Here is a 17,707-nt window from a genome sequence, read left to right as displayed (position 1 = left end):
TATGCTGCCTTTCGAGTTACTGAATCACCGTCACGCGCTCGGCGGCGCGGGTGACGGCGGTGTAGAGCCAATTCCGACGAGCCTCGCGGAACGAACCGGACTCGTCGAAGATGATGACGTTGTCCCACTGGGAGCCCTGGCTCTTGTGAACCGTGATCGCCCAGCCGAAGGTGAATTCCTGGGTGCCGCGCTTGTCCTGCCATGGGATCGACTGCTCGGTTCCGTTGAAGAACTGCTCGAACACCTCAGCTTGGATCGGGTCTCTCTGCTCATCGAGCGAGCGGACAAGGATCGAGAGCTTTCCGCCGCAGTCTATAATCTCCTCGGCGTTCCAGATGCCGCCGTTGAAGATGGCCTTCTGCTTGTCGTTGCGCAGGCAAATCAGCCGGTCGCCAACCGCCGGGTGCCACGGCTGGCTTGCGCCGCGCAGGCCCTTCAATGCTCGCATCCGGTGGTTGTAGGTCGTGCGGGTGCGGTTCAAACCGCAAAGCAGTTGGTCAGCATCGAGCACGAGCTTGCCAAGCTGCTCCCGGTCGATCGAACCGGATCGGGCAATCAGGCTATCGCCATGCTGGCCGACGGCAAGCGGACGGCCCTCGCGAATATCCATCGACATGCGGATGATGGGGTTGTCTTGTGCCTGGCGGTGAACCTCTGTCAGCATCACGTCGGGTTCGGCGTTGATGAAAAAGCCCTCACCCTTAACCGGCGGAAGCTGGGCCGGATCGCCAAGGACAAGCACACGGGTGCCGAAGCTGAGTAGATCGCGCGCCAAATCCTCGCCGACCATCGACACCTCGTCGATAATCAACAGCGCGGCACCGTCCAAGCTGCTCTCGCGGTTAAGCTCGAACTTTGCGTCTCCGGTTCGGTCATCGACCTCGACCCGGTAGATGAGCGAGTGGATCGTCGATGCGTCCTCGCAACCCTTCTTGCGCAGAACAAGCGCAGCTTTCCCGGTGAACGTGGCGTACAGCACGCGACCGGTGACCGATTCGGCCAGTTCCTTCGCCAGCGTCGTCTTGCCGGTGCCGGCATAGCCGAACAGGCGGAAACACTGCGCGCCGAAGGGGTCGGCGAGCCACGCGGCAACGGCCTTGATTGCGGCGTCCTGTTGCGGGGACCAGGCCATTATGCGGCTGCGCCTCCGATCTTGCGAATGGCGAGGCGTAGATGCCGCGCATCCACCGCCTTTGCTTTCCAGTAGGCGGCCATGGGAGCCTTGTGCTTTGCCCAGCAGGCATTCGCCCGCTCGCGCGCATCGGCCGACACGTCGGTCAAGATGAGTTCCATCGCCGTGAGAACTTCTGGCGGGAGCGAGGCAAATGCCTGAATGCTAGGAAGCAAAAGGAAAGGATTCCGCACTTCGGGGCGGTTCGAGCGCGCTTTGTCAGCCATGTGCCGCCACCCCGATCGTGCGCAGGCGGTTGACCTCGTGCCGCATGTTCCAGCCCTCGTCCTGCCTGCCATCGATGTAGGAGGCGGCCAGCGCCATCTCGCCGCGATCTCGGCAGCGCTCGGCGCAATTACCGCGCGCGATGGTCATGGTCTCGGGGGCGGCCGTGAGCGGCGGCAGCGGGGGGATTGGTCCTTTTTTACCCACGGCCGACCTCCTCACCATCGTCGGCGTCATCGTCCTCCAGGAAGCCATCCAGAAATGACGGAAGTTCCTCGTTCGACGGCAGGGCAATCGGAGGGACATTCGCCGCCACGCTCGGGGGAAGCTGGTAGGAGTGCGTCGGCCGGCGCGCGAATGCGATGTCGGCAGAGCATGGCGTGAACTGGTAGATCGATGATCCGCCGATCAGGACCGGCCCGAGCATCACGTCGCCGAACAGAGGTTCAACCTGCAGCATCTTGGTGCCGAAGCGCTCAACTTCCAGCACGCGGCCAACCAGGGTGCGATGACCAAGAACTTCGACGATGGCGTATTCGCCGGCGGGCATGGCGATGGCAGCGATGGGCGTTGCGTCAGACATCGGCGCTGTCCTCCAGCTTCAAGCCGATCTGTGCGGCCTCGCGCCGCAGCGCGGCCTCTTTGAGTTCGACCTCCCGCCGCCACAGGATGAATGCCTTCTCCCGTATTCCCTTCGACAAAAGGAAATTCTGCGTGACCGGTTGAGAGCTTCCGCGATGAGGCTTTTGTACCGACATCGCCATCGTGGCCGATGGAATGACTTCGACATAGCTCAACGCATCGCGGCACCACTTGATGCCTTCGACGATCGCCTTAGCGCGATCCAAGTGCTTGACGTCCATGGTCATAGCTCGCTCCTTGTGTGCTTTTCGATGGTCGCGGCGATGCTGGCCGGCGTGATCCAGCCTCGCCATTCGAGATCGGGAATCTCGATGCCCCACTCGACATCGCAGTCGAGCGCGATGGTCTGGAGATCGAGGTCATCCAGTTTCAGGTCGTCGCGCAGGCGGCTGTCCGGCTCGATAGTCGCGGCAAGAACCGGGTGCGTGACCCGTGCAATGATGCTCTGGAGCGGCGCGACAAGCCCTGCATCATGCATCGGAGCTACCCACGTAAGTGAACAGGGAGTGATAATGCGCTGGCTGAAACCGGAGGACGTCGCCATACTTCTCGCGCAGCGCCTTCACGCCCTTCGAGATATTGGCGGGAGGCTTGATACCGGGGAAATTCCAGTTCCCGATCGCGTCGTATTCAGCAACGATCTGCTGGGCGGTGCGCAGGTCTTCCATGACCGCGCCGGCGGCCATGCCGGATGGCAAATGCGTTATGGACCAGCCCGGTTGCAGAACATCGTCGTCATCGGCGTAGACGCGGAAGTCCAGCCCCCAGCATTTCCATAACCAGCCTGCGATCACGCGCGGGCCTTTTGGAGTCTGGATGCGGACCTCGCCGACATGCCATACTTCTTCGTCTTCCATCACAGCACCTCGTATTCAACGATGTCGAAAGGATGATTGGTCAGCGTCCAGCGGCATCCGTACGGCCGTCGGCTGGCCAGCTTTCGGCTGGCTTCATGCCGTTCCGGAGCCGCACCTTGACGCGCTTCCCCGCTGCCTCGCCCGGGCAGACGCCGTAGTTCGTCCGCATGGATCACACCGGCGGGCGCCAGCCGTTCGCGCGGCAGAGCGCGGTGAGCCGGTTGGACACCGCATCGATCTGGAGCGTGAGGGCGCTGACCGACTGGCCCGCCTCCTGGCGAATAGCTGCCAGGTCATCGAACAGCGCGATCACTTCCGACGGGATGCCGATCGGGCCGAAGTAGCTCTCGCGTATGTCGGCCACGTGCTTCGCGCTCGCGCCGGTCTCCTTGGCGATGCGATCGTCGGACCAGCCCTTGCGATAGGCTTTCAAGTTCTCATCGTAGGCGTCTTCGAGCGCCTGCATCACGAGCCGGTGCGCCTTTTTCGCAGCATCGGACTGCACCTTTGCTGCTGACTCGGCCGGCACCTGTGCCGCAGCGGTCGTTTCGATGGGCATAACGGTAGGTTCCTTTCTGGTTCTCTTTTCGCGCCGGCTGCAATCCGGGCAGGCGAGCTTGCTGCCGAAGGTCCAACCCTTCCGGAGCATCCGCTTGGCGACGTTGTCGGGGTGCATTCCCGGCTCGACCGGGACATCAATGGTGTGATTGCCGCGCGCGCAGGGGATATGCAGCGTGAGGCCGACGCGCGTGGGCGTGAATGCAATCTCGCCCGACTGGCCGATCCGCCGCGCCATCGCTCCGGGCCATGTGCCCTTCATGTGCTTTCCTTCGCGGCAGTCTGGAGTTCGGACGGGTGCACGCCAAGTCGGCGGGACAGGGTTCGCGTCGCGAAGTCGATGAACGAGGAACGCTCGTTCTCGGGCATGTTGTGAAAGGCGATGCTGTCGTAATCGTAATCCATGATCTCCCCGGTTCTTCTGGAGACGATGGGTTTGGCGAGGCCGGCCTCGCGCTTGAGCCACTTGTGCAGCATCTCGGACGTGACCGGCCCGTCGAAGGCATCTTCGAGATTGTCGATCGCGATCTTGAGCATGACCCAGTACCAGGCCATGCGGCGCAGGTTGCCCTGCGTCCGCTTGATCTCGATCCGCACCATCGAGCCATCAGCGATGGCTTTCAGCGCGTCCGCCGCCGCCCCGTTGAGGGGGCGCAGGCTCCCGAGCGATACCTTGAACAGGAGGGGTTCCGTGTCGGCCATGACGCGCGCTTAAAAGGGAATGTCGTCGTCGAGGTCGTCGTAGAACCCGCCGCCGCCATTGTCGGAATTGGAGCCACCGCCCCATCCCCCTCTCTGCCCGCCGCCGTTGGAGCCGGAGCCACCGCCCCAGCCCCCGCCCGATCCGCCGCGCCCGGACGATCCGCCACGGCTCCCGGCGCTGCCATTGGTGCGCCCGCCGTCGCGCTGGCTGCGATTGCCACCGCCCCAGCCGCCATCGCCCTGCCCGTCCCCGTGCTGGCCACCGCCGGCACTGTCGAGCATCACGAGCTTGGCCTGTGGCCCGCCCAGGACAACCTCCGTGGTGTACCGGTCGTTGCCCGACTGGTCCTGCCACTTGCGGGTGCGAAGCTGGCCCTCGACGTAGACCTTGCTGCCCTTGCGCAGATAGCGCTCGACGACGCCGACGAGGCCCTCGGACGTGACCGAGATACTATGCCACTCGGTGCGTTCCTGCCGCTCGCCGGTATTGCGATCCTTCCATGATTCCGACGTGGCGATACGCATGGTGGCGATCTGCCCGCCGTTCTGGAACGACTTCACTTCGGGGTCGGCCCCCAGGTTGCCGACGATGATGACCTTGTTGACACTTCCTGCCACGTCAGACGCCTTTCACTTCGCGGATGATGAAACCGGGGATCCCCTGTGCGCGCAGACCCGGATTGCGGACGTCGCTGCGGGCGAGGTCCAACAGAAGGTCGCGGATCGCCTCGGGGCGGGTGCGCATGTAGTGGCGCAGCGCGTCGTTCCACGCGCCCTCCTTGCCGCTCGGCTCGACGACGTAAGACGTGCGCAGCGTCTGCGCGCGCAGGCCCTCGCCGCCACCGGCCTGCACCTTTTCCCGCGACACGCTCTTGGCCTGCTTGAGCAGCGCGGCGGCATCGGCCAGCAACACGTCGGCATCCTCCATCACGGCGATGTCGGACGTGGTCTTGGCCTCCTCGCGCGCGGCGAGCGCCTTGGCGGCGGCTTCGGCGGCGGCCTTGGCGGCGGCACGTTCACGCTCGCGGCGTTCGTCGTCCTGCTTCTTGAGATAAGCGGCCAGCAGGTTGCCCAGCGCAGCAATGGCCTTGGTCGCCTTGCCCGGCTGGCGGTTCTTGATCGGCGCGATGTACTCGTTGTACCGCGCCTGAATCTCGGCAACCTTGTCGTCGAGCGGCTTCTTCTCGGCCGTGCGCGCGTTGTCGGCCGCGCTGCACGCATCCTGCAGCATCCCGCGCAGGCGTCCGACGGTGTCCGCCTGATCCTGCGTCGTGATCTCGACGCCATCGGCCCAGTTGCCAGCCTCGACGAGCAAGTCATCGAAGTTGATCTTGATCGCCTCCCACGGCGTGAGCGGGGGCTTGGCCGCCGGCGCATCCGGTTCTTCAACCTGCGGGCCGCCGTTGTGCCCGATCATCGACGGCTGATCCGGCTCCGCCTGTTCGGCCTTGGCGGCTTCCTCCGCGCCCAGGCGGTCGACGTGCGCGGCAAGCGCCTCGATCTCGTCCGCGCGCTCGGGTTCATCACGGCGCAGCTTGTTGAGCGCGTTGGTCGCGTAGCGCAGGGGCATATCCGCGATGACCACGGCCCCCTTGCTGGATTTGTAGTGGGTGACGGACATGGGGGCGTTCCTCACAGGTTGGCGGAGTCCGCGGTGGATGGATCGAAGTCCCCTCCCGCGCCTGCTGCCGGTTGTTGGATTGCTGGCGCGCCTCGCGGGCGATCTGGTCTTCGAGCCGCTCGACGGCGTCCTCGTAGTCGTCCTTCGAGAGCTTCCGGAGGTCATCGACCTTGTAGTGGTCGCACAGCACGCCCGGGCTCGTGTTCGTCGAGCGCAGGAGCATGGCCAAGCGCGAGAATGCCTCGTCCGGCATTCCGCCCTGATCGCGGCCGTTCTGCTGGCGCTGGGTATTGTCCCCGCCGCGCTGATTGCCGTTGCGCTGGTTGTTCCCGTTGGCGCGATTGGCGGCCTGGCCGCGACCACGGTTGCCGGGGCCATCGTCGTTCTTCGGCGCGACCGTATGTGTCGTCGCGTCCGCGTCGTTGTCGCCCTCGGTCGGAATGGCAAAGGACATCATGACCGCATATTTGTAGGCGGCTGACATGGCCTTGTTCGTCGCCTTGTCGGCGCTGTCCATCGCCTCGCCGTAAGTCCTCACGACGTGCGTGGAGCCGTCCTCGATCGCGATGAAGTCGAACTCGGCTTCGACCATGACGTAGAACAGCACGCCACCGCGCGACGTCTTGCGCTCGGTCACTTCGCGCGACTTCATGCGCGGCAGAATGCAGAGACCGTATTGAGCCAGCAGCGGCGAGAGTTCGTTGTAAATCTCGTCGATGCCGCGATACTGGTAATTCTGCTGCGTGTTCTGCCGCGATTTGGAGATGCCGGTCTTGGCAAGCTCGGCCTGCACCTGCGCGATCTTGATGTAGACCGCCGGCACCTTCACAGGGGACATAGCGTTCATCGAAGCCACCTCGGTTTCGCTCGTCTGTGAGGTTTCCGTGCTCATGACAGGGCCTCGGCCACTTCCTTGGCGGCCATCAGCAACGCGGCCACACCAATCAGGACGGCGTTAACGCGCAGGAACGCGGCGAATGCCCGCGACGGTTCGCGATCAGCCTCACACAGCAGCAGGAAGCTGACCGCGCAGCACAGCGCGGGGATCACAGCCTGCGCTCCATGGGGCGGGCCGACGGTCTTTCATCCATCGGGCGAATGCGGCTGCTGCGCTGCTGCGCGCTGGGGCGAACCGCCCACCACGCGCCGAAAGCGGTGCCGAACGAAAATCCGACGGCGAAGGTCACGATCGGGACGATCATACCGGGTTTCCTTTGAGGATGGCGTTGAGGACGAAGGCCGCTGCGGGGAGCGCGACCGCGCAGACCAGCAGCGCCGCGAGCGTGAGCGCGCACTCGCGCGGCTCGGAACGAAACAGGTCAATGTAGAGGTGAGCGAGCCGCCGCATCACGCGACACTCGACAGGATCGACAACACGGCCTTGTCCGTCTGCTCGCGCAGACGCATGGCCATGAACCGGCTGACCGCGATGAGATCGTTCTCGATCGCGCGATCGATCACGTCATCCGTGATCGGCCCGGCGTGACCATCGATGTAACGGGGGAAGCCGCGCACCGCGAGAAACGCAAAGCGCTCCTGCGTCGGCGTGAAACGGAACCGGGAGTGCTGGATCAGCACGTCGCTGACGCGGCCGCGCGCGAAGTAGGAACGGGTGCGGAACCCGTCTCCGTCCTCCTCGACGCCCTCCATGAGCGTCCATCCCTTGACCGGCTCGATGCCGGGCACCGGGACGCCTGCGAAGCGCTGGCCGCTCATGACCGGCTGGCCCGTACCTTGACCATCAGAACGCAAGCGTTCTCGATCAGGTTATCGAGCGCCTCGACCGCCATGTCGGGGTCGGTCTCGTCGTTGGAGAGCGGAATGCGCGCAATCGCCGCAACGAAGTCGGAGAGCGCGGAAAAGACGTTGCCGCGACCGCTCGCTGCATCAGCGGTCTTGGCAGTTAGGCTGGAATCACCGGGCAGAACGGGGGGGTTGGGGGCCTTTCCGGTGAGCGGGGGGGTAGTTGCAGCGACAGCCGGGATTACGTTCCCGGCGTCGATCTTCTGTACCGAAGATAGCGACATAGGACACTCCAAATCATCTGGAGCGCCTTATGTCGGTATCCGATTTTTCCGTCAACCTATAAAAATCGGATACCGATTATTTTCTTGAGCCGCTATAGCTCCTGCCCGACGTAAACTACCTTCCCTATGACGGAAAACGGTTCCTGCCCAAGCAGGATCGGCTGGTGATCGGGGTTGCTGGAGCATGGCTCCAGGCGCAGGGGCGAGTTGCGGAAGCGCTTGAATGTCGCCTCCCCGCTCCCGTTCATGATCGCGTAGACCTTGCCGTCGATGAGATCGATCTGATCGGGATCGACGACCACAAAGCCGCTGTCCGCGCCGAAGGTCACCAGGTCCATTGAATCGCCGGTGAAGCGCAGCGCGAACAGGTTGTCTCCGCGCAGGTGGGCCGGAACCATCAGAACATCGTCACTCATCTGGACCGCCTCGCGCCAATTGCCGGCGGCGATGATGCCGATCTCGGGCACGCCGCGCACGTTGCTGGAGCCGGCAAGCAGCAAGTCCCACGGCGAAACACCGAGCGCGCGCGATATAGGCATGAGGTAATCGACGGTGAGGCCCATCTGTCGGCGTTCGAGCTTATAGATGGTGCCCGGCGTCGTATCGACCCGGAGCGCAAGCTCCTCCTGGGTCCAGCCGAGGGCCTTGCGAAACTCTGCGATGCGGTTCGGTGCATAGATGCGTGCGGTTTTTGCCATGTCCAAACGAATACCGCGCGCCCGATAGCACGTCATTTCCACATCCGATACCGTCGATTGAAACATATGCATCGGATAACGATTTTTTTATTGCGTGATAATCGGTATCCGATGTACGAGCGAGGGCATGGACTTCGAGCGCTACAGAACCCTGCGTGGCTGGTCGCTGGACGACGCGGCCCAAGTCATGCGTGCGGGAACCGATGCCCGTCTGGAAAAGATCACGTCCGCCATGATCGGCCGGCATGAGCGCGGCATCCACTTCCCCCGCCCCGAAGTGATCGCGCGCTATGCGGAGATTACCGAAAACGCGGTGACGGCCGACGACTGGCTCCGGCTGCACCAGAGCGGCGACATCGTCCCGCCGCGCAAGAGAGGACGGCGCGCCATACTGGATACGGCCGCGCCTGCCTGACCCCCTGCTGGGGGTGGCTCTCGGCACGACACCCCCACGGTTTTCAAAAAGTGCCGTGGAGTGAACCACATGACCACGAATGTAACCGTGCAGACGTTCGGCCGCCCGGCCATCGTCGAAGCGAACAGCAGTTTCACCAGCGAAAGCCCTGACGAGAGCTATTACTCGCATTCGGAGCGACGGATTTTCGTACCCGTCAACACGACCAAGACCCTCACGCTAGACAAGGATTCGCGGCTCCAAGTCCGTGAACTGCCCGAAGGCGCGACGTCGCTGGACGACGATCCGTACCGCGTGCTGGTCGCGGCGAACGCGTCCGTCACGGCCACCCCCGCCCCGGTCGAACCCGATGCTGTGGAACCCGCGCCCGAAGCTGAACAGGCCGTCGAAGCCGAGCCCGAGGCGAGCGCGGAGGGAGAAAGCTGATGGAGAAGTTCATCGGCACGAAGCTCGTGCTGGCGAAGCCCATGACGCGCGGCGAATACAACGCCTATCGCCAGTGGGACATTCCCGCAGACGAAGACCCGAAAGAGAGCGGCTTCCTCGTCGAGTACCTCGATGGCGGGAAGCCGAACGACATCCGGCACAAGGGCTATATCTCGTGGTCGCCCCTCGACGTGTTCGTCAAGGCTTATCGCCCTGCGAACGGGATGACGTTCGGCCAGGCGCTTGAAGCGATCAAGGCTGGCCACGCCGTTGCCCGCGCGGGCTGGAACGGCAAGCGGATGTTCGTCTTCCTCAACCGGGGCAGCGTTTGCGGCGACAGCATCGCAGACGTGATCGACGGCATCCACCGCTCCATGTTCGACGACGGCGACACCGGCACGACGACCCGCCTTCCCAACATCAACATGCGCGCGGCGAGCGGTGCGATCGTCACCGGCTGGCTCGCCTCGCAGACGGACATGCTCGCGGAAGACTGGGCCGTCGTTGAGACGGAGGCGGGCCAGTGAAGTACCGCACCGCCTTGGTGGGTGCGGCATCGCTCGCAATGCATATGGCCGTGGCGGCGGCAGAGGTTGCCGCCGGCACCGGCCATCGCGCGGTGTTCCGCAGCGCCAGCAATGGCCGTCGCCGCAATCCGTCCACCTTCGACCCGAAAATCAACCACTGGACCGGGCGGCCTCACGAGCACGCTCGCGAGATCGCGCGCCGTCTGCGCCAGCAAGCCAGAAAGGAAGCAGCCCATGGCTGACCATGATCCCGATACAGGCGAGGTTTACGAGGAGCGCGCCGCCGACGGCGGGCGTCGTTACCCCGCCGCCAATACGCTGACCGATCTCGTCATGATGCTGCGGGACGGTCAGTTCAACGCCGACAGCGCCGAAAAGCTCAAGGAGTTCGCCTCCAAGCTCGAAACGCTCGGCGTCGACAGCGGCAAGAAGGCGAAGGGCAAGATCGTCCTCACGATCGACGTGGATTTTGACCCCGACAAGGAGGTCAGCTTCCTCACCCCGACGCTGACGTTCAAGCTGCCGGCGGAGAAGGCCGGAACCACGATCGCGTGGTTCACGGACGACCACACCCTCACCCCCAATAAGCCGCGCCAGGGCCACCTGTTCGGCACCATCCGTCAGATCGACGGCGACGCCCGCGTCGTTCGCGGCTGATCCACGCCCTCTCCGGGCTATTCCCAAGGAAAGCACACATGGAAAACGTCGAAACCGAACACACCGCCACCGATCAGGCGGCCGAACAGCAGGCGGCTACCCAGCCTACCACCGCCGCCCACTACAACCACAATTTCAGTCACGACATCGTCCGCGAGCAGATCGCTGACCGCACCGGCGACCTGCTGCGCGCCGCCATGTCCGTATCGGACGAGCACCTGCGCGCGCAGGCCGGCATGATCCGGGATCCGCGCGACGGCACCGAAGCGCACTTCCAGATCACGAAGAATGGCATCAGCCGCATCCCGGCCGAGAGCTTCGACGAGTACCGCCTGTTCCCGCTCTACCGAAAGGGCGTGTCGGTTCACACGCGGCTGGAATCGTTCATCGCGCTCGTGAGCCGCTTCGCCGGTGTGAATAGCGCGATCTTCGCCAACGAGAGCCCGACCACGCCCAGCCTGACGGCGGTGTTCGACTATCACCCGGACAACACTGACGTCAGCCCGCCCGATGCCGACGGCACGCCGTTCGTGCATCCGGTCCAGGCATTGCGCCACCGTGCCAGATACGCCTTCCCGCTCTCCGACGAGTGGCAGGCATGGTACAAGAACAACGGCGTCGTCATGGCGGTGGCGGAATTCGCAAGCTTCCTGGAAGACCATATCGTCGATGTCTCGGCGGACGACCTTGAGGACTTCTCGCCCGGCGCGCGCAAGTTCGTGCAGGCCAATCGCGGCGAACTCGCGACCCCGACCAAGCTGTTCGAGATCGCGCGCGGCCTGAAAATCTACGAGAAGTCGGTCGTCAAGGAAGTGCGCAACCTGTCATCGGGTGAAGTGCAGATCACGTTCGACAGCGAGCACACCGACGGCGACGGCAAGCCGTTGTCGCTGCCCACGATGTTCTCGATCGTGATTCCGGTCTTCGCGCGCTCGGATGTCGCCGATCGCCTGATCGCGAAGTTCCGCTATCGCAAGACCGACGCCGGCATCAAGTTCTGGTACGAACTGTGGCGGCCCGACCTGACGTTCCAGGCAGCGTTCGACGACGCCTGCACGAAGGTCACCGAGGACACCGGCCTGCCGCTCTACCATGGCGCGCCCGAGCAGGTGTCTGCCTGATGGCCACGCCGGGCTTCCTTATCCGGCTGATGCAATTCACCGGTCTTTCGCGGTCGATCAAACTCGGCCCGGAAGACAGTGAGGCGTATCGGTTCGCGACTGACCTGCGCGCCGCCGCGCTGGAAGGCCGGCTCCTGTGCGTGTTCATTCACCCGGCGAACGAGCTGGCGGGGATCACGCGCGTTGACAGGCAGGGGCGGCGGCGTGCGCTGCCCCAGGCCGCCACTGCAAGAGCGCTCGGCCTCATCACCGGGGCCAGCGATTACCTGTTCCTGTTCGGCGACGGCTCGCTCGTGATCGAGTTCAAGAGCGCAGACGGCCGCCTGACGCCCGCGCAACGCGACTTTCGCGACTGGTGCAAGTCGCGCGACGTGCCGTTCCACCTCGCCCGCAGCCGCGTTGAAGCGCTCGACGTGCTCCGCGATGCCGGGCTCTATCTCGATGAGAAGCCTTCATGATCGGACGTTTCTTTCGCCGCTGGCGCAAGCCCGCGCCGCCGCCGCCCGCTGACCACCGCAACATGAACGAGGACTGGGCACCGGGCGACCTCGCCGAGTGCATCGTCAAGGGACCGTGGACGCCCAGCGATCCATTCGATCCCAAGGCGGGAGACGTCCTGCGCGTTGTGCGCATCCGCGAGGGCTATTCGCCGCACTTCAACAGGATCGTCTATACCCTCTCGTTCGAGGGGAAGCCTGCTGGATATGCATGGGAGACCGTCGGCTTCCGCAAGCTGCGCCCCGTGCAGGAGCCAGCCGAAGCGTCATGGTCGGCATGGCTCAAGAACACGCTGCGCGTGCCGGAGCCTGCCGAGTGACCACCGTGGACGAACCGCTGTTGGCGGGCGACGCGCCGCTGGGTCTCGGCACGATGATGGCCGGCGGCACCGGGAAGGTGAAGCGCCAGCCGAACGACTTCTATCCGACGCCCCACGATGTGACCCGAGCCCTGCTACGGGTCGAGCACCAGTGCATCCGCAACGTCGGTGGCAATCTCGTGTGGGAGCCCTGCGGGCGCGGCGGCGCGATCATGCGCGTGCTGGCGGAGCATGACTTCCAGACGATCGGAACGGACATCGTCGCGGACCCCAGGCACAAGGTCCATGCCCTCGATATTCTCGCAGCGAAGCGCGCCCGCGCGCGCGCCGTGGTCACGAATCCGCCGTTCGCCATCGCGGAAAAGATCATCTGGCACCTGCTGGACACGCTCGGTGTCGATTACCTCGCCCTTTTACTCAAGGCATCCTACTGGCACGCCGACGAGCGGACCCCGTTGTTCCGCAAGTATCCGCCGTCCCGGATCCACGCGCTGACGTGGAGACCGGACTTTCTCGGCAAGGGCGCGCCCATCATGGAGTGCGCCTGGTTCGTGTGGCAACGCGGATGGCCATGCGGGACGCAATACCGCCTCCTGCCGAAAGAGGACGACACACGGCAGAAGGAATTGCTGTGATGATGGCCGCCCCCGCCCTCATCAACGCAGCGGAACGCCGTGCGCTGGCCCAGTACATCGCGGACCTGCCCTCGCCCGAGGAAATGGCCGCGATCCTGCCTGCGGACGCCATAGATGCCCTCGCGCGCGCCGTGCGCCGTCCAGAGGGCTTCATGTGCCGCGACGCCGCCGACGCCAAAGCGCTGCGCTTCTACGGCCTGTGCGATTACCCGTCGAAGATCAGCAACGGCGCGATGCTGACCGTGCTGGGGATGCAGGTCCGCCGCATCGTGATGGACCTGCGCGGGTGAGCGGCTTCTTCCTCATGCATCGCGGCTGGCGCGACAACCCGATATTCAAGGGCGAGTTCTCGCGCGCCGATGCGTGGGTATGGCTGATCGAGCACGCCTGCTGGCAACCCTCCCGCGTCCGGATCAAGGGCGAGACCGTCACGCTCGATCGCGGAGAACTCTCGTTTTCCGTGCGGTTTCTGGCGGATACGTGGGGTTGGTCCAAGAGCCGCGTCGACCGTTTCCTGTCCGATTTGCGTGATGAAGACATGATCGAAACGCGCACGAAAATCGGGACAACGACGGACCATAAAGCGGGACAAGGTCAATCCATCATAACTATCTGTAATTACGCGAAATATCAGGATCAAGGCGGGGCCGATCGGGACAACGTCGGGACAGACACCGGGACAACAGCGGGACAACAGCGGGACAACAGCGGGACAAATAAGAACAAAGGAACAAGGGAACAAAGAGAACCTGACGGTTCTCATACCCCCCAAAGCCCCCCCGCCGAAAAATCAAAAGCACCCGATGCCGGCAAGACAACGGCACCCGCCAAGCGCCGCACCCCTGCCAAAAAACCCATCGCCGTGTGCGACCGTCCCGACGACGTGTCGGATCAGGTCTGGACCGACTTCATCAGCCATCGTGATCGCTTGGAAGCGGACGTGTCGGAAACCGTCATCGTCGTGTTCCGCCGGGAGGCCGATCGCGTCGGATGGTCGCTCGAACAGGCACTCATGGAAAGCATCATGCGCGGCTGGCGCGGGTTCAGAGCAAGGTGGATCGAAAATGACGAACAGCGGTATCAGGACAATCGGGCAGGCGGTGGCCAACACCATGGCGGCCGCAGCGGAACAAGCGGGAAAAGCGCCCTCAACCGAGCAATCGACGACGGATTTGCAAGCCTTGGAACGTGAGCACCGCCGGGCCTTCCTCGAAACCTTCCGCCGATGGGCCGCCCTGTTCAAGCGGCGGGACAGCGGCGACGTCGAAGCTGAAAAGTGGCTGATGGCCGAATACTACGACAGCCTGCGCCACCTCTCCCCGGAAGGGCTCAACACGCTGACCCGCTTGCTCAAGGAGAACTGCGTGTTCTTCCCGTCGATCAAGGAGTGCCTCGACCTGATGAGGCCGAAGGACCGCTACGACTTCGGACACCCGTTCCTTGGCCACAAGCCGCACCTGTACCTGGCAAAGCCCGATCGCAAGGCGCTCGCCATGGACCGCGTCGCCCGGCTGGCTGGCCCTGCGGACGACGGCTCGAACGCCTGGGCGGGGTGATCTTTCGACGGTCTTGCTTTTGGCGGCCTGAAAAAATTTCCGATACCGACGCAACCAGTGATATGGAAAAATCGTGATCCGACACCCCACACCACCCGAATTGCAGCTCAACGGAGCGTTCGCGCCCGACCAGACCGGTCTTGGCGAATGGGCGCGCACCTGCTTCATCGAGGACGGCAACCCGCTGACCAACCCGGAGCACCGGCACCTGCAGGCCGCCCGCATCGGCTGGCTGTGGACGAACTACGACGCGCGTTCGGTTGGCCGCGCGATCGCGGGCGAGGCGAGTATGCCGCGCTCCGGGAGCCGCTGGGGCCAGCAGCGTGCCATGTTCCAGCTTGAGGAATGGTTCGGGATGATCCCGGACTTCATCATCACGATCAGCGCGCCGATCGCGCAGACGTTGGACGACGCCTCGTTCTGCGCATTGATCGAACACGAACTGTTCCACTGCGCCCAGGCGCTCGACGAGTTCGGCGTGCCGCGCTTCACTCGCGAGGGCCTGCCGGTGTTCGCGCTGCGCGGGCACGACGTCGAGCAGTTTGTCGGCGTCGTGCGGCGCTACGGCTCCCATGCCGCCGGTGTGAGCGAGCTTGTCCATGCCGCGCTTGTCGGCCCGACGGTGCAGGACGGCGCGGTAGAGGCCGCGTGCGGCTCCTGCCTGCGGAGGGCCGCCTGATGGCCGCGTACAACCCGCGCAACCGCAATCATCCGTCCTACGATGGGCGGCGCTCGACCGCGCGTTGGTTCGATAACCGCAAGAACGCGGACGCCCGCCCCTGTGGCTTCGAGCCGTGGCGCTGGAACGATGGGGGCCGTAATGGCGCGTAAGCCCAAACCCAGCGAGCAGAGAGCCACCCGCGCCCGCGCCCGCCCCAAACCCGGCAGGAACCACTACAAGCTCACCGACGCGCAGCGCGCCGAGATCGTCACGCGGCTGGCGCTCTACGATTCGGTGGGTGACATCACGGCCGAACTCAACGCGCAAGGCGTGGACATCACGCGCCAGGCGGTCAGCCAGTACAACCCGGACAACAACATCCGTCTGGCGCAGCAGTGGCGCGAACTGTTCTTCAAGACCCGCGAACAGTGGGCGGCCGAGATCATGGCCGAACCGATCGCGCAGCGCGCGTTCCGCCTGCGCCGGCTGGGCAAGATCCACGAAGCCGCCATGCAGCGCGGCGCGTATGTCATCGCGGCGTCCATGCTGGAGCAGGCGGCCAAGGAAGTCGGCAACGTCTACTCGAACGTGCTCAAGACGCAGGCGTCCGGCAAGGTCGATCACACGCACAAGATCGAGGAGGTCACGCCCGAGGAGCGGCGCAACATGCTCTCCGACCGGCTCAAGGAGGCCATGGAGGCGGCCCGCAACAAGGCGCAGAAAGCCGCGCCGACCACGCACTGACGCCGTCGCATGGCCGCGCTGGATGATCTTGCCGCGTCATTGATCGGGCACAACGGCGGCCCTCCGCTCGACGATACCGACGTCGACAAGGTCATTGCCGAACTCTCCGACGACGAGATCGAGGCCCTTCTCGCGCCGATCCTGCACGACGAGGATTACGTCCGGTTCAACCGGTTCAAGCTGCTGTTCCCCGACGACGGGCCATTCAGCCGCCACCTCTACCCGAAGCACATGGAGTTCTTCTCCATGGGCGAGCGCTATCGCGAGCGCTGCTTCATGGCGGGCAACCGTGTCGGCAAGACCGTGGCCGGCGCATACGAGACGACGTGCCACCTGACCGGCCTCTATCCCGATTGGTGGATCGGCCGCCGATTCCGTAAGCCGATCCGGGCATGGGTGGCCGGCGACACGAACGAGACCACCCGCGACATCATCCAGACCGAGCTTATGGGCGTCGTCGGGCCGTTCGGCACCGATGGCCGCAAGGGGTTCGACGGCTCCGGCATGGTGCCGCGCTCCACCATCGGCACCGTGAAGTGGAAGCAGGGCGTGCAGGACTTCGCGGACACCGTGCTCATCCGGCACGTCAACGGCGGTTGGTCGCAACTCGGGTTCAAGTCGTTCGATCAGGGCCGCAAGGTGTTCCAGGGCACGAGCAAGGAACTCATCTGGCTCGACGAGGAATGCCCGGAGGACGTCTACGGCGAGTGCCTGATCCGCACGGCGACGACGCGCGGCATCGTGCTCACCACGTTCACGCCGCTCAAGGGCCTGTCCGAGACGGTGTTGCAATTCCTCCCCGACGAGATGCGGCCGGCCACCTCCTGAATTTTCCTATACCGATATGGAGATTGACCGCGATCCATCGTATACCGATGGAATCCGCAACGAGGACAGCGCGTGCCCGAGGTCAATTCGAGCAAATATCTGGTGACGGCCGGCTGGGACGATGTCCCGCACATCGAGGAGCAGACCAAGGCGGAGCTGCTCGCGAACACGCCGCCGTACCTGCGCGATGCGAGACGGAACGGCACGCCGTCGCTGGGCTCCGGCGCGATCTACCCCGTCGAACAATCGCTGTTCACCGTCGCGCCGTTCGCCATCCCGGCACACTGGGCCAAGGCGTATGGCCTCGATGTCGGCTGGAACCGCACGGCCGCTCCATTCGGCGCATGGGACCGGGACAGCGACGTCCTCTACATCTACGCCGAGCATTATCTTGGCCAGGCCGAACCATCGGTCCATGCCGCCGGCATCCGCGCGCGCGGCACATGGCTGACCGGCGCAATCGATCCCGCCGCCCGTGGCCGCAGCCAGCGCGACGGCGAGCAGTTGCTTGCCGACTATGTCAACCTGGGGCTGAACCTCGTGATGGCCGACAATGGCGTCGAGGCCGGCATCCTCGCCGTGTGGGAGCGGTTGGCATCCGGCCGGCTCAAGGTCTTCTCCTCGTGCCAGAACTGGCTGGCCGAGCACCGGCTCTACCGCCGCGACGAGAAGGGCCACATCGTCAAGAAGTTCGATCACATGATGGACGCGACCCGATACCTCGTCCGCATGTTGCCGCTCATCGCGAAGACGGCACCCGTGCCGCGCCGCACGATGTCCAACAACTCCGTTATCGCTGATTCCCTCGGGGGCTACTGA

Annotated in this window: 35 protein-coding genes; 17 read left to right on the top strand and 18 right to left on the bottom strand. The window is 64.4% G+C overall.

From position 1 onward, the window contains the following. Positions 1-16 precede the first annotated feature (16 nt). From F1640_RS18520 to F1640_RS18435, 18 genes are all read right to left on the bottom strand, one after another. Positions 17-1,132: an ATP-dependent RecD-like DNA helicase gene (locus tag F1640_RS18520; RefSeq protein WP_194920639.1), complete on the bottom strand. Its 1,116-nt coding sequence runs from the start codon at positions 1,130-1,132 to the stop codon at positions 17-19. Continuing rightward, a complete protein-coding gene (locus tag F1640_RS18515; protein ID WP_194920637.1) occupies positions 1,132-1,398 on the bottom strand; it encodes a hypothetical protein in 267 nt (88 codons plus the stop codon). The genes F1640_RS18520 and F1640_RS18515 overlap by 1 nt, the downstream gene beginning before the upstream one ends. After that, positions 1,391-1,603 (bottom strand): hypothetical protein, encoded by a 213-nt coding sequence (locus tag F1640_RS18510; RefSeq protein WP_194920635.1) that lies wholly within the window; start codon positions 1,601-1,603, stop codon positions 1,391-1,393. The genes F1640_RS18515 and F1640_RS18510 overlap by 8 nt, the downstream gene beginning before the upstream one ends. After that, positions 1,596-1,979 (bottom strand): hypothetical protein, encoded by a 384-nt coding sequence (locus F1640_RS18505; RefSeq protein ID WP_194920634.1) that lies wholly within the window; start codon positions 1,977-1,979, stop codon positions 1,596-1,598. The genes F1640_RS18510 and F1640_RS18505 overlap by 8 nt, the downstream gene beginning before the upstream one ends. Beyond that, positions 1,972-2,265: a hypothetical protein gene (locus tag F1640_RS18500; RefSeq protein ID WP_194920632.1), complete on the bottom strand. Its 294-nt coding sequence runs from the start codon at positions 2,263-2,265 to the stop codon at positions 1,972-1,974. The genes F1640_RS18505 and F1640_RS18500 overlap by 8 nt, the downstream gene beginning before the upstream one ends. Continuing rightward, the gene (locus F1640_RS18495; RefSeq protein WP_194920630.1) at positions 2,262-2,516 is read right to left on the bottom strand and encodes a hypothetical protein; all 255 of its coding nucleotides are present in this window, start codon (positions 2,514-2,516) and stop codon (positions 2,262-2,264) included. Before F1640_RS18495 ends, F1640_RS18500 begins: the two co-directional genes overlap by 4 nt. Continuing rightward, on the bottom strand, positions 2,509-2,895 hold the full coding sequence (locus tag F1640_RS18490) for a hypothetical protein (protein ID WP_194920628.1): 387 nt from the start codon (positions 2,893-2,895) through the stop codon (positions 2,509-2,511). The genes F1640_RS18495 and F1640_RS18490 overlap by 8 nt, the downstream gene beginning before the upstream one ends. A 172-nt stretch (positions 2,896-3,067) precedes the next feature. Further along, on the bottom strand, positions 3,068-3,715 hold the full coding sequence (locus tag F1640_RS18485; protein WP_194920621.1) for a hypothetical protein: 648 nt from the start codon (positions 3,713-3,715) through the stop codon (positions 3,068-3,070). Next, positions 3,712-4,155 carry a hypothetical protein gene (locus F1640_RS18480; RefSeq protein WP_194920620.1) on the bottom strand — a complete coding sequence of 148 codons (444 nt, stop codon included), beginning with the start codon at positions 4,153-4,155 and terminating at the stop codon, positions 3,712-3,714. Before F1640_RS18480 ends, F1640_RS18485 begins: the two co-directional genes overlap by 4 nt. Positions 4,156-4,164: 9 nt before the next feature. Further along, complete coding sequence (gene ssb / locus F1640_RS18475) at positions 4,165-4,773, bottom strand: single-stranded DNA-binding protein (RefSeq protein ID WP_194920619.1); 609 nt, start codon at positions 4,771-4,773, stop codon at positions 4,165-4,167. 1 nt (position 4,774) lies between these two features. Next, complete coding sequence (locus F1640_RS18470; protein ID WP_194920618.1) at positions 4,775-5,776, bottom strand: hypothetical protein; 1,002 nt, start codon at positions 5,774-5,776, stop codon at positions 4,775-4,777. Continuing rightward, positions 5,679-6,668, bottom strand: coding sequence for an ERF family protein (locus F1640_RS18465; protein WP_206694713.1), 990 nt, complete (start codon positions 6,666-6,668; stop codon positions 5,679-5,681). Before F1640_RS18465 ends, F1640_RS18470 begins: the two co-directional genes overlap by 98 nt. Continuing rightward, complete coding sequence (locus F1640_RS18460) at positions 6,665-6,826, bottom strand: hypothetical protein (protein ID WP_194920617.1); 162 nt, start codon at positions 6,824-6,826, stop codon at positions 6,665-6,667. Before F1640_RS18460 ends, F1640_RS18465 begins: the two co-directional genes overlap by 4 nt. After that, positions 6,823-6,978: a hypothetical protein gene (locus F1640_RS18455; protein WP_194920616.1), complete on the bottom strand. Its 156-nt coding sequence runs from the start codon at positions 6,976-6,978 to the stop codon at positions 6,823-6,825. The genes F1640_RS18460 and F1640_RS18455 overlap by 4 nt, the downstream gene beginning before the upstream one ends. Then, the gene (locus F1640_RS18450) at positions 6,975-7,124 is read right to left on the bottom strand and encodes a hypothetical protein (protein WP_194920615.1); all 150 of its coding nucleotides are present in this window, start codon (positions 7,122-7,124) and stop codon (positions 6,975-6,977) included. The genes F1640_RS18455 and F1640_RS18450 overlap by 4 nt, the downstream gene beginning before the upstream one ends. Further along, entirely contained in the window at positions 7,124-7,492 is a 369-nt protein-coding gene (locus F1640_RS18445; RefSeq protein ID WP_194920614.1) for a hypothetical protein, read from the bottom strand. The genes F1640_RS18450 and F1640_RS18445 overlap by 1 nt, the downstream gene beginning before the upstream one ends. Further along, on the bottom strand, positions 7,489-7,803 hold the full coding sequence (locus F1640_RS18440) for a hypothetical protein (protein ID WP_194920613.1): 315 nt from the start codon (positions 7,801-7,803) through the stop codon (positions 7,489-7,491). The genes F1640_RS18445 and F1640_RS18440 overlap by 4 nt, the downstream gene beginning before the upstream one ends. 92 nt (positions 7,804-7,895) lie before the next feature. Next, a complete protein-coding gene (locus F1640_RS18435; RefSeq protein ID WP_194920612.1) occupies positions 7,896-8,567 on the bottom strand; it encodes a LexA family transcriptional regulator in 672 nt (223 codons plus the stop codon). Positions 8,568-8,628: 61 nt separating this feature from the next. Between F1640_RS18435 and F1640_RS18430 the strand changes: the two genes are divergently transcribed. The 17 genes from F1640_RS18430 (at position 8,629) to F1640_RS18350 (ending at position 17,707) form a co-directional block, all read left to right on the top strand. After that, a complete protein-coding gene (locus F1640_RS18430; protein ID WP_194920611.1) occupies positions 8,629-8,916 on the top strand; it encodes a helix-turn-helix transcriptional regulator in 288 nt (95 codons plus the stop codon). Between the two features lie 69 nt (positions 8,917-8,985). Continuing rightward, a complete protein-coding gene (locus F1640_RS18425) occupies positions 8,986-9,342 on the top strand; it encodes a hypothetical protein (protein WP_194920608.1) in 357 nt (118 codons plus the stop codon). Then, positions 9,342-9,869: a DUF2829 domain-containing protein gene (locus tag F1640_RS18420; RefSeq protein ID WP_194920607.1), complete on the top strand. Its 528-nt coding sequence runs from the start codon at positions 9,342-9,344 to the stop codon at positions 9,867-9,869. Before F1640_RS18425 ends, F1640_RS18420 begins: the two co-directional genes overlap by 1 nt. Then, positions 9,866-10,111, top strand: a complete 246-nt coding sequence (locus F1640_RS18415) for a hypothetical protein (protein WP_194920605.1) — start codon at positions 9,866-9,868, stop codon at positions 10,109-10,111. The genes F1640_RS18420 and F1640_RS18415 overlap by 4 nt, the downstream gene beginning before the upstream one ends. Continuing rightward, on the top strand, positions 10,104-10,526 hold the full coding sequence (locus F1640_RS18410; protein WP_194920603.1) for a hypothetical protein: 423 nt from the start codon (positions 10,104-10,106) through the stop codon (positions 10,524-10,526). Before F1640_RS18415 ends, F1640_RS18410 begins: the two co-directional genes overlap by 8 nt. A gap of 38 nt (positions 10,527-10,564) precedes the next feature. Continuing rightward, a complete protein-coding gene (locus tag F1640_RS18405) occupies positions 10,565-11,647 on the top strand; it encodes a DUF2303 family protein (RefSeq protein ID WP_194920601.1) in 1,083 nt (360 codons plus the stop codon). Continuing rightward, positions 11,647-12,105: a hypothetical protein gene (locus F1640_RS18400; RefSeq protein WP_194920600.1), complete on the top strand. Its 459-nt coding sequence runs from the start codon at positions 11,647-11,649 to the stop codon at positions 12,103-12,105. The genes F1640_RS18405 and F1640_RS18400 overlap by 1 nt, the downstream gene beginning before the upstream one ends. After that, positions 12,102-12,464 (top strand): hypothetical protein, encoded by a 363-nt coding sequence (locus F1640_RS18395; protein WP_194920598.1) that lies wholly within the window; start codon positions 12,102-12,104, stop codon positions 12,462-12,464. The genes F1640_RS18400 and F1640_RS18395 overlap by 4 nt, the downstream gene beginning before the upstream one ends. A gap of 5 nt (positions 12,465-12,469) precedes the next feature. Next, positions 12,470-13,099, top strand: a complete 630-nt coding sequence (locus F1640_RS18390) for a hypothetical protein (RefSeq protein WP_194920597.1) — start codon at positions 12,470-12,472, stop codon at positions 13,097-13,099. Then, complete coding sequence (locus F1640_RS18385) at positions 13,099-13,389, top strand: hypothetical protein (RefSeq protein ID WP_194920596.1); 291 nt, start codon at positions 13,099-13,101, stop codon at positions 13,387-13,389. The genes F1640_RS18390 and F1640_RS18385 overlap by 1 nt, the downstream gene beginning before the upstream one ends. Then, positions 13,386-14,291 (top strand): hypothetical protein, encoded by a 906-nt coding sequence (locus F1640_RS18380; protein WP_194920595.1) that lies wholly within the window; start codon positions 13,386-13,388, stop codon positions 14,289-14,291. Before F1640_RS18385 ends, F1640_RS18380 begins: the two co-directional genes overlap by 4 nt. Beyond that, complete coding sequence (locus tag F1640_RS18375) at positions 14,281-14,655, top strand: hypothetical protein (protein ID WP_194920594.1); 375 nt, start codon at positions 14,281-14,283, stop codon at positions 14,653-14,655. The genes F1640_RS18380 and F1640_RS18375 overlap by 11 nt, the downstream gene beginning before the upstream one ends. A 73-nt stretch (positions 14,656-14,728) precedes the next feature. Then, positions 14,729-15,334, top strand: coding sequence for a putative metallopeptidase (locus tag F1640_RS18370; RefSeq protein WP_194920593.1), 606 nt, complete (start codon positions 14,729-14,731; stop codon positions 15,332-15,334). Further along, positions 15,334-15,486, top strand: a complete 153-nt coding sequence (locus tag F1640_RS18365) for a hypothetical protein (protein WP_194920592.1) — start codon at positions 15,334-15,336, stop codon at positions 15,484-15,486. Before F1640_RS18370 ends, F1640_RS18365 begins: the two co-directional genes overlap by 1 nt. Beyond that, the gene (locus F1640_RS18360) at positions 15,476-16,060 is read left to right on the top strand and encodes a DUF2280 domain-containing protein (protein ID WP_194920591.1); all 585 of its coding nucleotides are present in this window, start codon (positions 15,476-15,478) and stop codon (positions 16,058-16,060) included. Before F1640_RS18365 ends, F1640_RS18360 begins: the two co-directional genes overlap by 11 nt. Positions 16,061-16,069: 9 nt before the next feature. Next, positions 16,070-16,888 carry a terminase large subunit domain-containing protein gene (locus tag F1640_RS18355; protein ID WP_194920590.1) on the top strand — a complete coding sequence of 273 codons (819 nt, stop codon included), beginning with the start codon at positions 16,070-16,072 and terminating at the stop codon, positions 16,886-16,888. A gap of 72 nt (positions 16,889-16,960) precedes the next feature. After that, entirely contained in the window at positions 16,961-17,707 is a 747-nt protein-coding gene (locus F1640_RS18350) for a hypothetical protein (RefSeq protein WP_194920588.1), read from the top strand.

Origin of the sequence: Novosphingobium sp. NBM11, from assembly GCF_015390225.1 — a bacterium.
Taxonomy (GTDB): Bacteria; Pseudomonadota; Alphaproteobacteria; order Sphingomonadales; family Sphingomonadaceae; genus Novosphingobium.
Note: the sequence above shows the minus strand (reverse complement) of the source record. Positions and strands in the feature narration are given on the sequence as shown.

Excerpts from the sequence above, each read along its gene's own strand:
- F1640_RS18430 (WP_194920611.1), top strand. The coding sequence starts at position 8,629 with ATGGACTTCGAGCGCTACAGAACCCTGCGTGGCTGGTCGCTGGACGAC.
- F1640_RS18465 (WP_206694713.1), bottom strand. The coding sequence starts at position 6,668 with ATGAGCACGGAAACCTCACAGACGAGCGAAACCGAGGTGGCTTCGATG.
- F1640_RS18360 (WP_194920591.1), top strand. The coding sequence starts at position 15,476 with ATGGCGCGTAAGCCCAAACCCAGCGAGCAGAGAGCCACCCGCGCCCGC.
- F1640_RS18495 (WP_194920630.1), bottom strand. The coding sequence starts at position 2,516 with ATGCATGATGCAGGGCTTGTCGCGCCGCTCCAGAGCATCATTGCACGG.
- F1640_RS18355 (WP_194920590.1), top strand. The coding sequence starts at position 16,070 with ATGGCCGCGCTGGATGATCTTGCCGCGTCATTGATCGGGCACAACGGC.
- F1640_RS18450 (WP_194920615.1), bottom strand. The coding sequence starts at position 7,124 with ATGCGGCGGCTCGCTCACCTCTACATTGACCTGTTTCGTTCCGAGCCG.
- F1640_RS18405 (WP_194920601.1), top strand. The coding sequence starts at position 10,565 with ATGGAAAACGTCGAAACCGAACACACCGCCACCGATCAGGCGGCCGAA.
- F1640_RS18455 (WP_194920616.1), bottom strand. The coding sequence starts at position 6,978 with ATGATCGTCCCGATCGTGACCTTCGCCGTCGGATTTTCGTTCGGCACC.
- F1640_RS18515 (WP_194920637.1), bottom strand. The coding sequence starts at position 1,398 with ATGGCTGACAAAGCGCGCTCGAACCGCCCCGAAGTGCGGAATCCTTTC.
- F1640_RS18400 (WP_194920600.1), top strand. The coding sequence starts at position 11,647 with ATGGCCACGCCGGGCTTCCTTATCCGGCTGATGCAATTCACCGGTCTT.
- F1640_RS18420 (WP_194920607.1), top strand. The coding sequence starts at position 9,342 with ATGGAGAAGTTCATCGGCACGAAGCTCGTGCTGGCGAAGCCCATGACG.
- F1640_RS18425 (WP_194920608.1), top strand. The coding sequence starts at position 8,986 with ATGACCACGAATGTAACCGTGCAGACGTTCGGCCGCCCGGCCATCGTC.
- F1640_RS18500 (WP_194920632.1), bottom strand. The coding sequence starts at position 2,265 with ATGACCATGGACGTCAAGCACTTGGATCGCGCTAAGGCGATCGTCGAA.
- F1640_RS18490 (WP_194920628.1), bottom strand. The coding sequence starts at position 2,895 with ATGGAAGACGAAGAAGTATGGCATGTCGGCGAGGTCCGCATCCAGACT.
- F1640_RS18505 (WP_194920634.1), bottom strand. The coding sequence starts at position 1,979 with ATGTCTGACGCAACGCCCATCGCTGCCATCGCCATGCCCGCCGGCGAA.
- F1640_RS18395 (WP_194920598.1), top strand. The coding sequence starts at position 12,102 with ATGATCGGACGTTTCTTTCGCCGCTGGCGCAAGCCCGCGCCGCCGCCG.
- F1640_RS18470 (WP_194920618.1), bottom strand. The coding sequence starts at position 5,776 with ATGTCCGTCACCCACTACAAATCCAGCAAGGGGGCCGTGGTCATCGCG.
- F1640_RS18480 (WP_194920620.1), bottom strand. The coding sequence starts at position 4,155 with ATGGCCGACACGGAACCCCTCCTGTTCAAGGTATCGCTCGGGAGCCTG.
- F1640_RS18435 (WP_194920612.1), bottom strand. The coding sequence starts at position 8,567 with ATGTTTCAATCGACGGTATCGGATGTGGAAATGACGTGCTATCGGGCG.
- F1640_RS18385 (WP_194920596.1), top strand. The coding sequence starts at position 13,099 with ATGATGGCCGCCCCCGCCCTCATCAACGCAGCGGAACGCCGTGCGCTG.
- F1640_RS18485 (WP_194920621.1), bottom strand. The coding sequence starts at position 3,715 with ATGAAGGGCACATGGCCCGGAGCGATGGCGCGGCGGATCGGCCAGTCG.
- F1640_RS18410 (WP_194920603.1), top strand. The coding sequence starts at position 10,104 with ATGGCTGACCATGATCCCGATACAGGCGAGGTTTACGAGGAGCGCGCC.
- F1640_RS18365 (WP_194920592.1), top strand. The coding sequence starts at position 15,334 with ATGGCCGCGTACAACCCGCGCAACCGCAATCATCCGTCCTACGATGGG.
- F1640_RS18520 (WP_194920639.1), bottom strand. The coding sequence starts at position 1,132 with ATGGCCTGGTCCCCGCAACAGGACGCCGCAATCAAGGCCGTTGCCGCG.
- F1640_RS18445 (WP_194920614.1), bottom strand. The coding sequence starts at position 7,492 with ATGAGCGGCCAGCGCTTCGCAGGCGTCCCGGTGCCCGGCATCGAGCCG.
- F1640_RS18440 (WP_194920613.1), bottom strand. The coding sequence starts at position 7,803 with ATGTCGCTATCTTCGGTACAGAAGATCGACGCCGGGAACGTAATCCCG.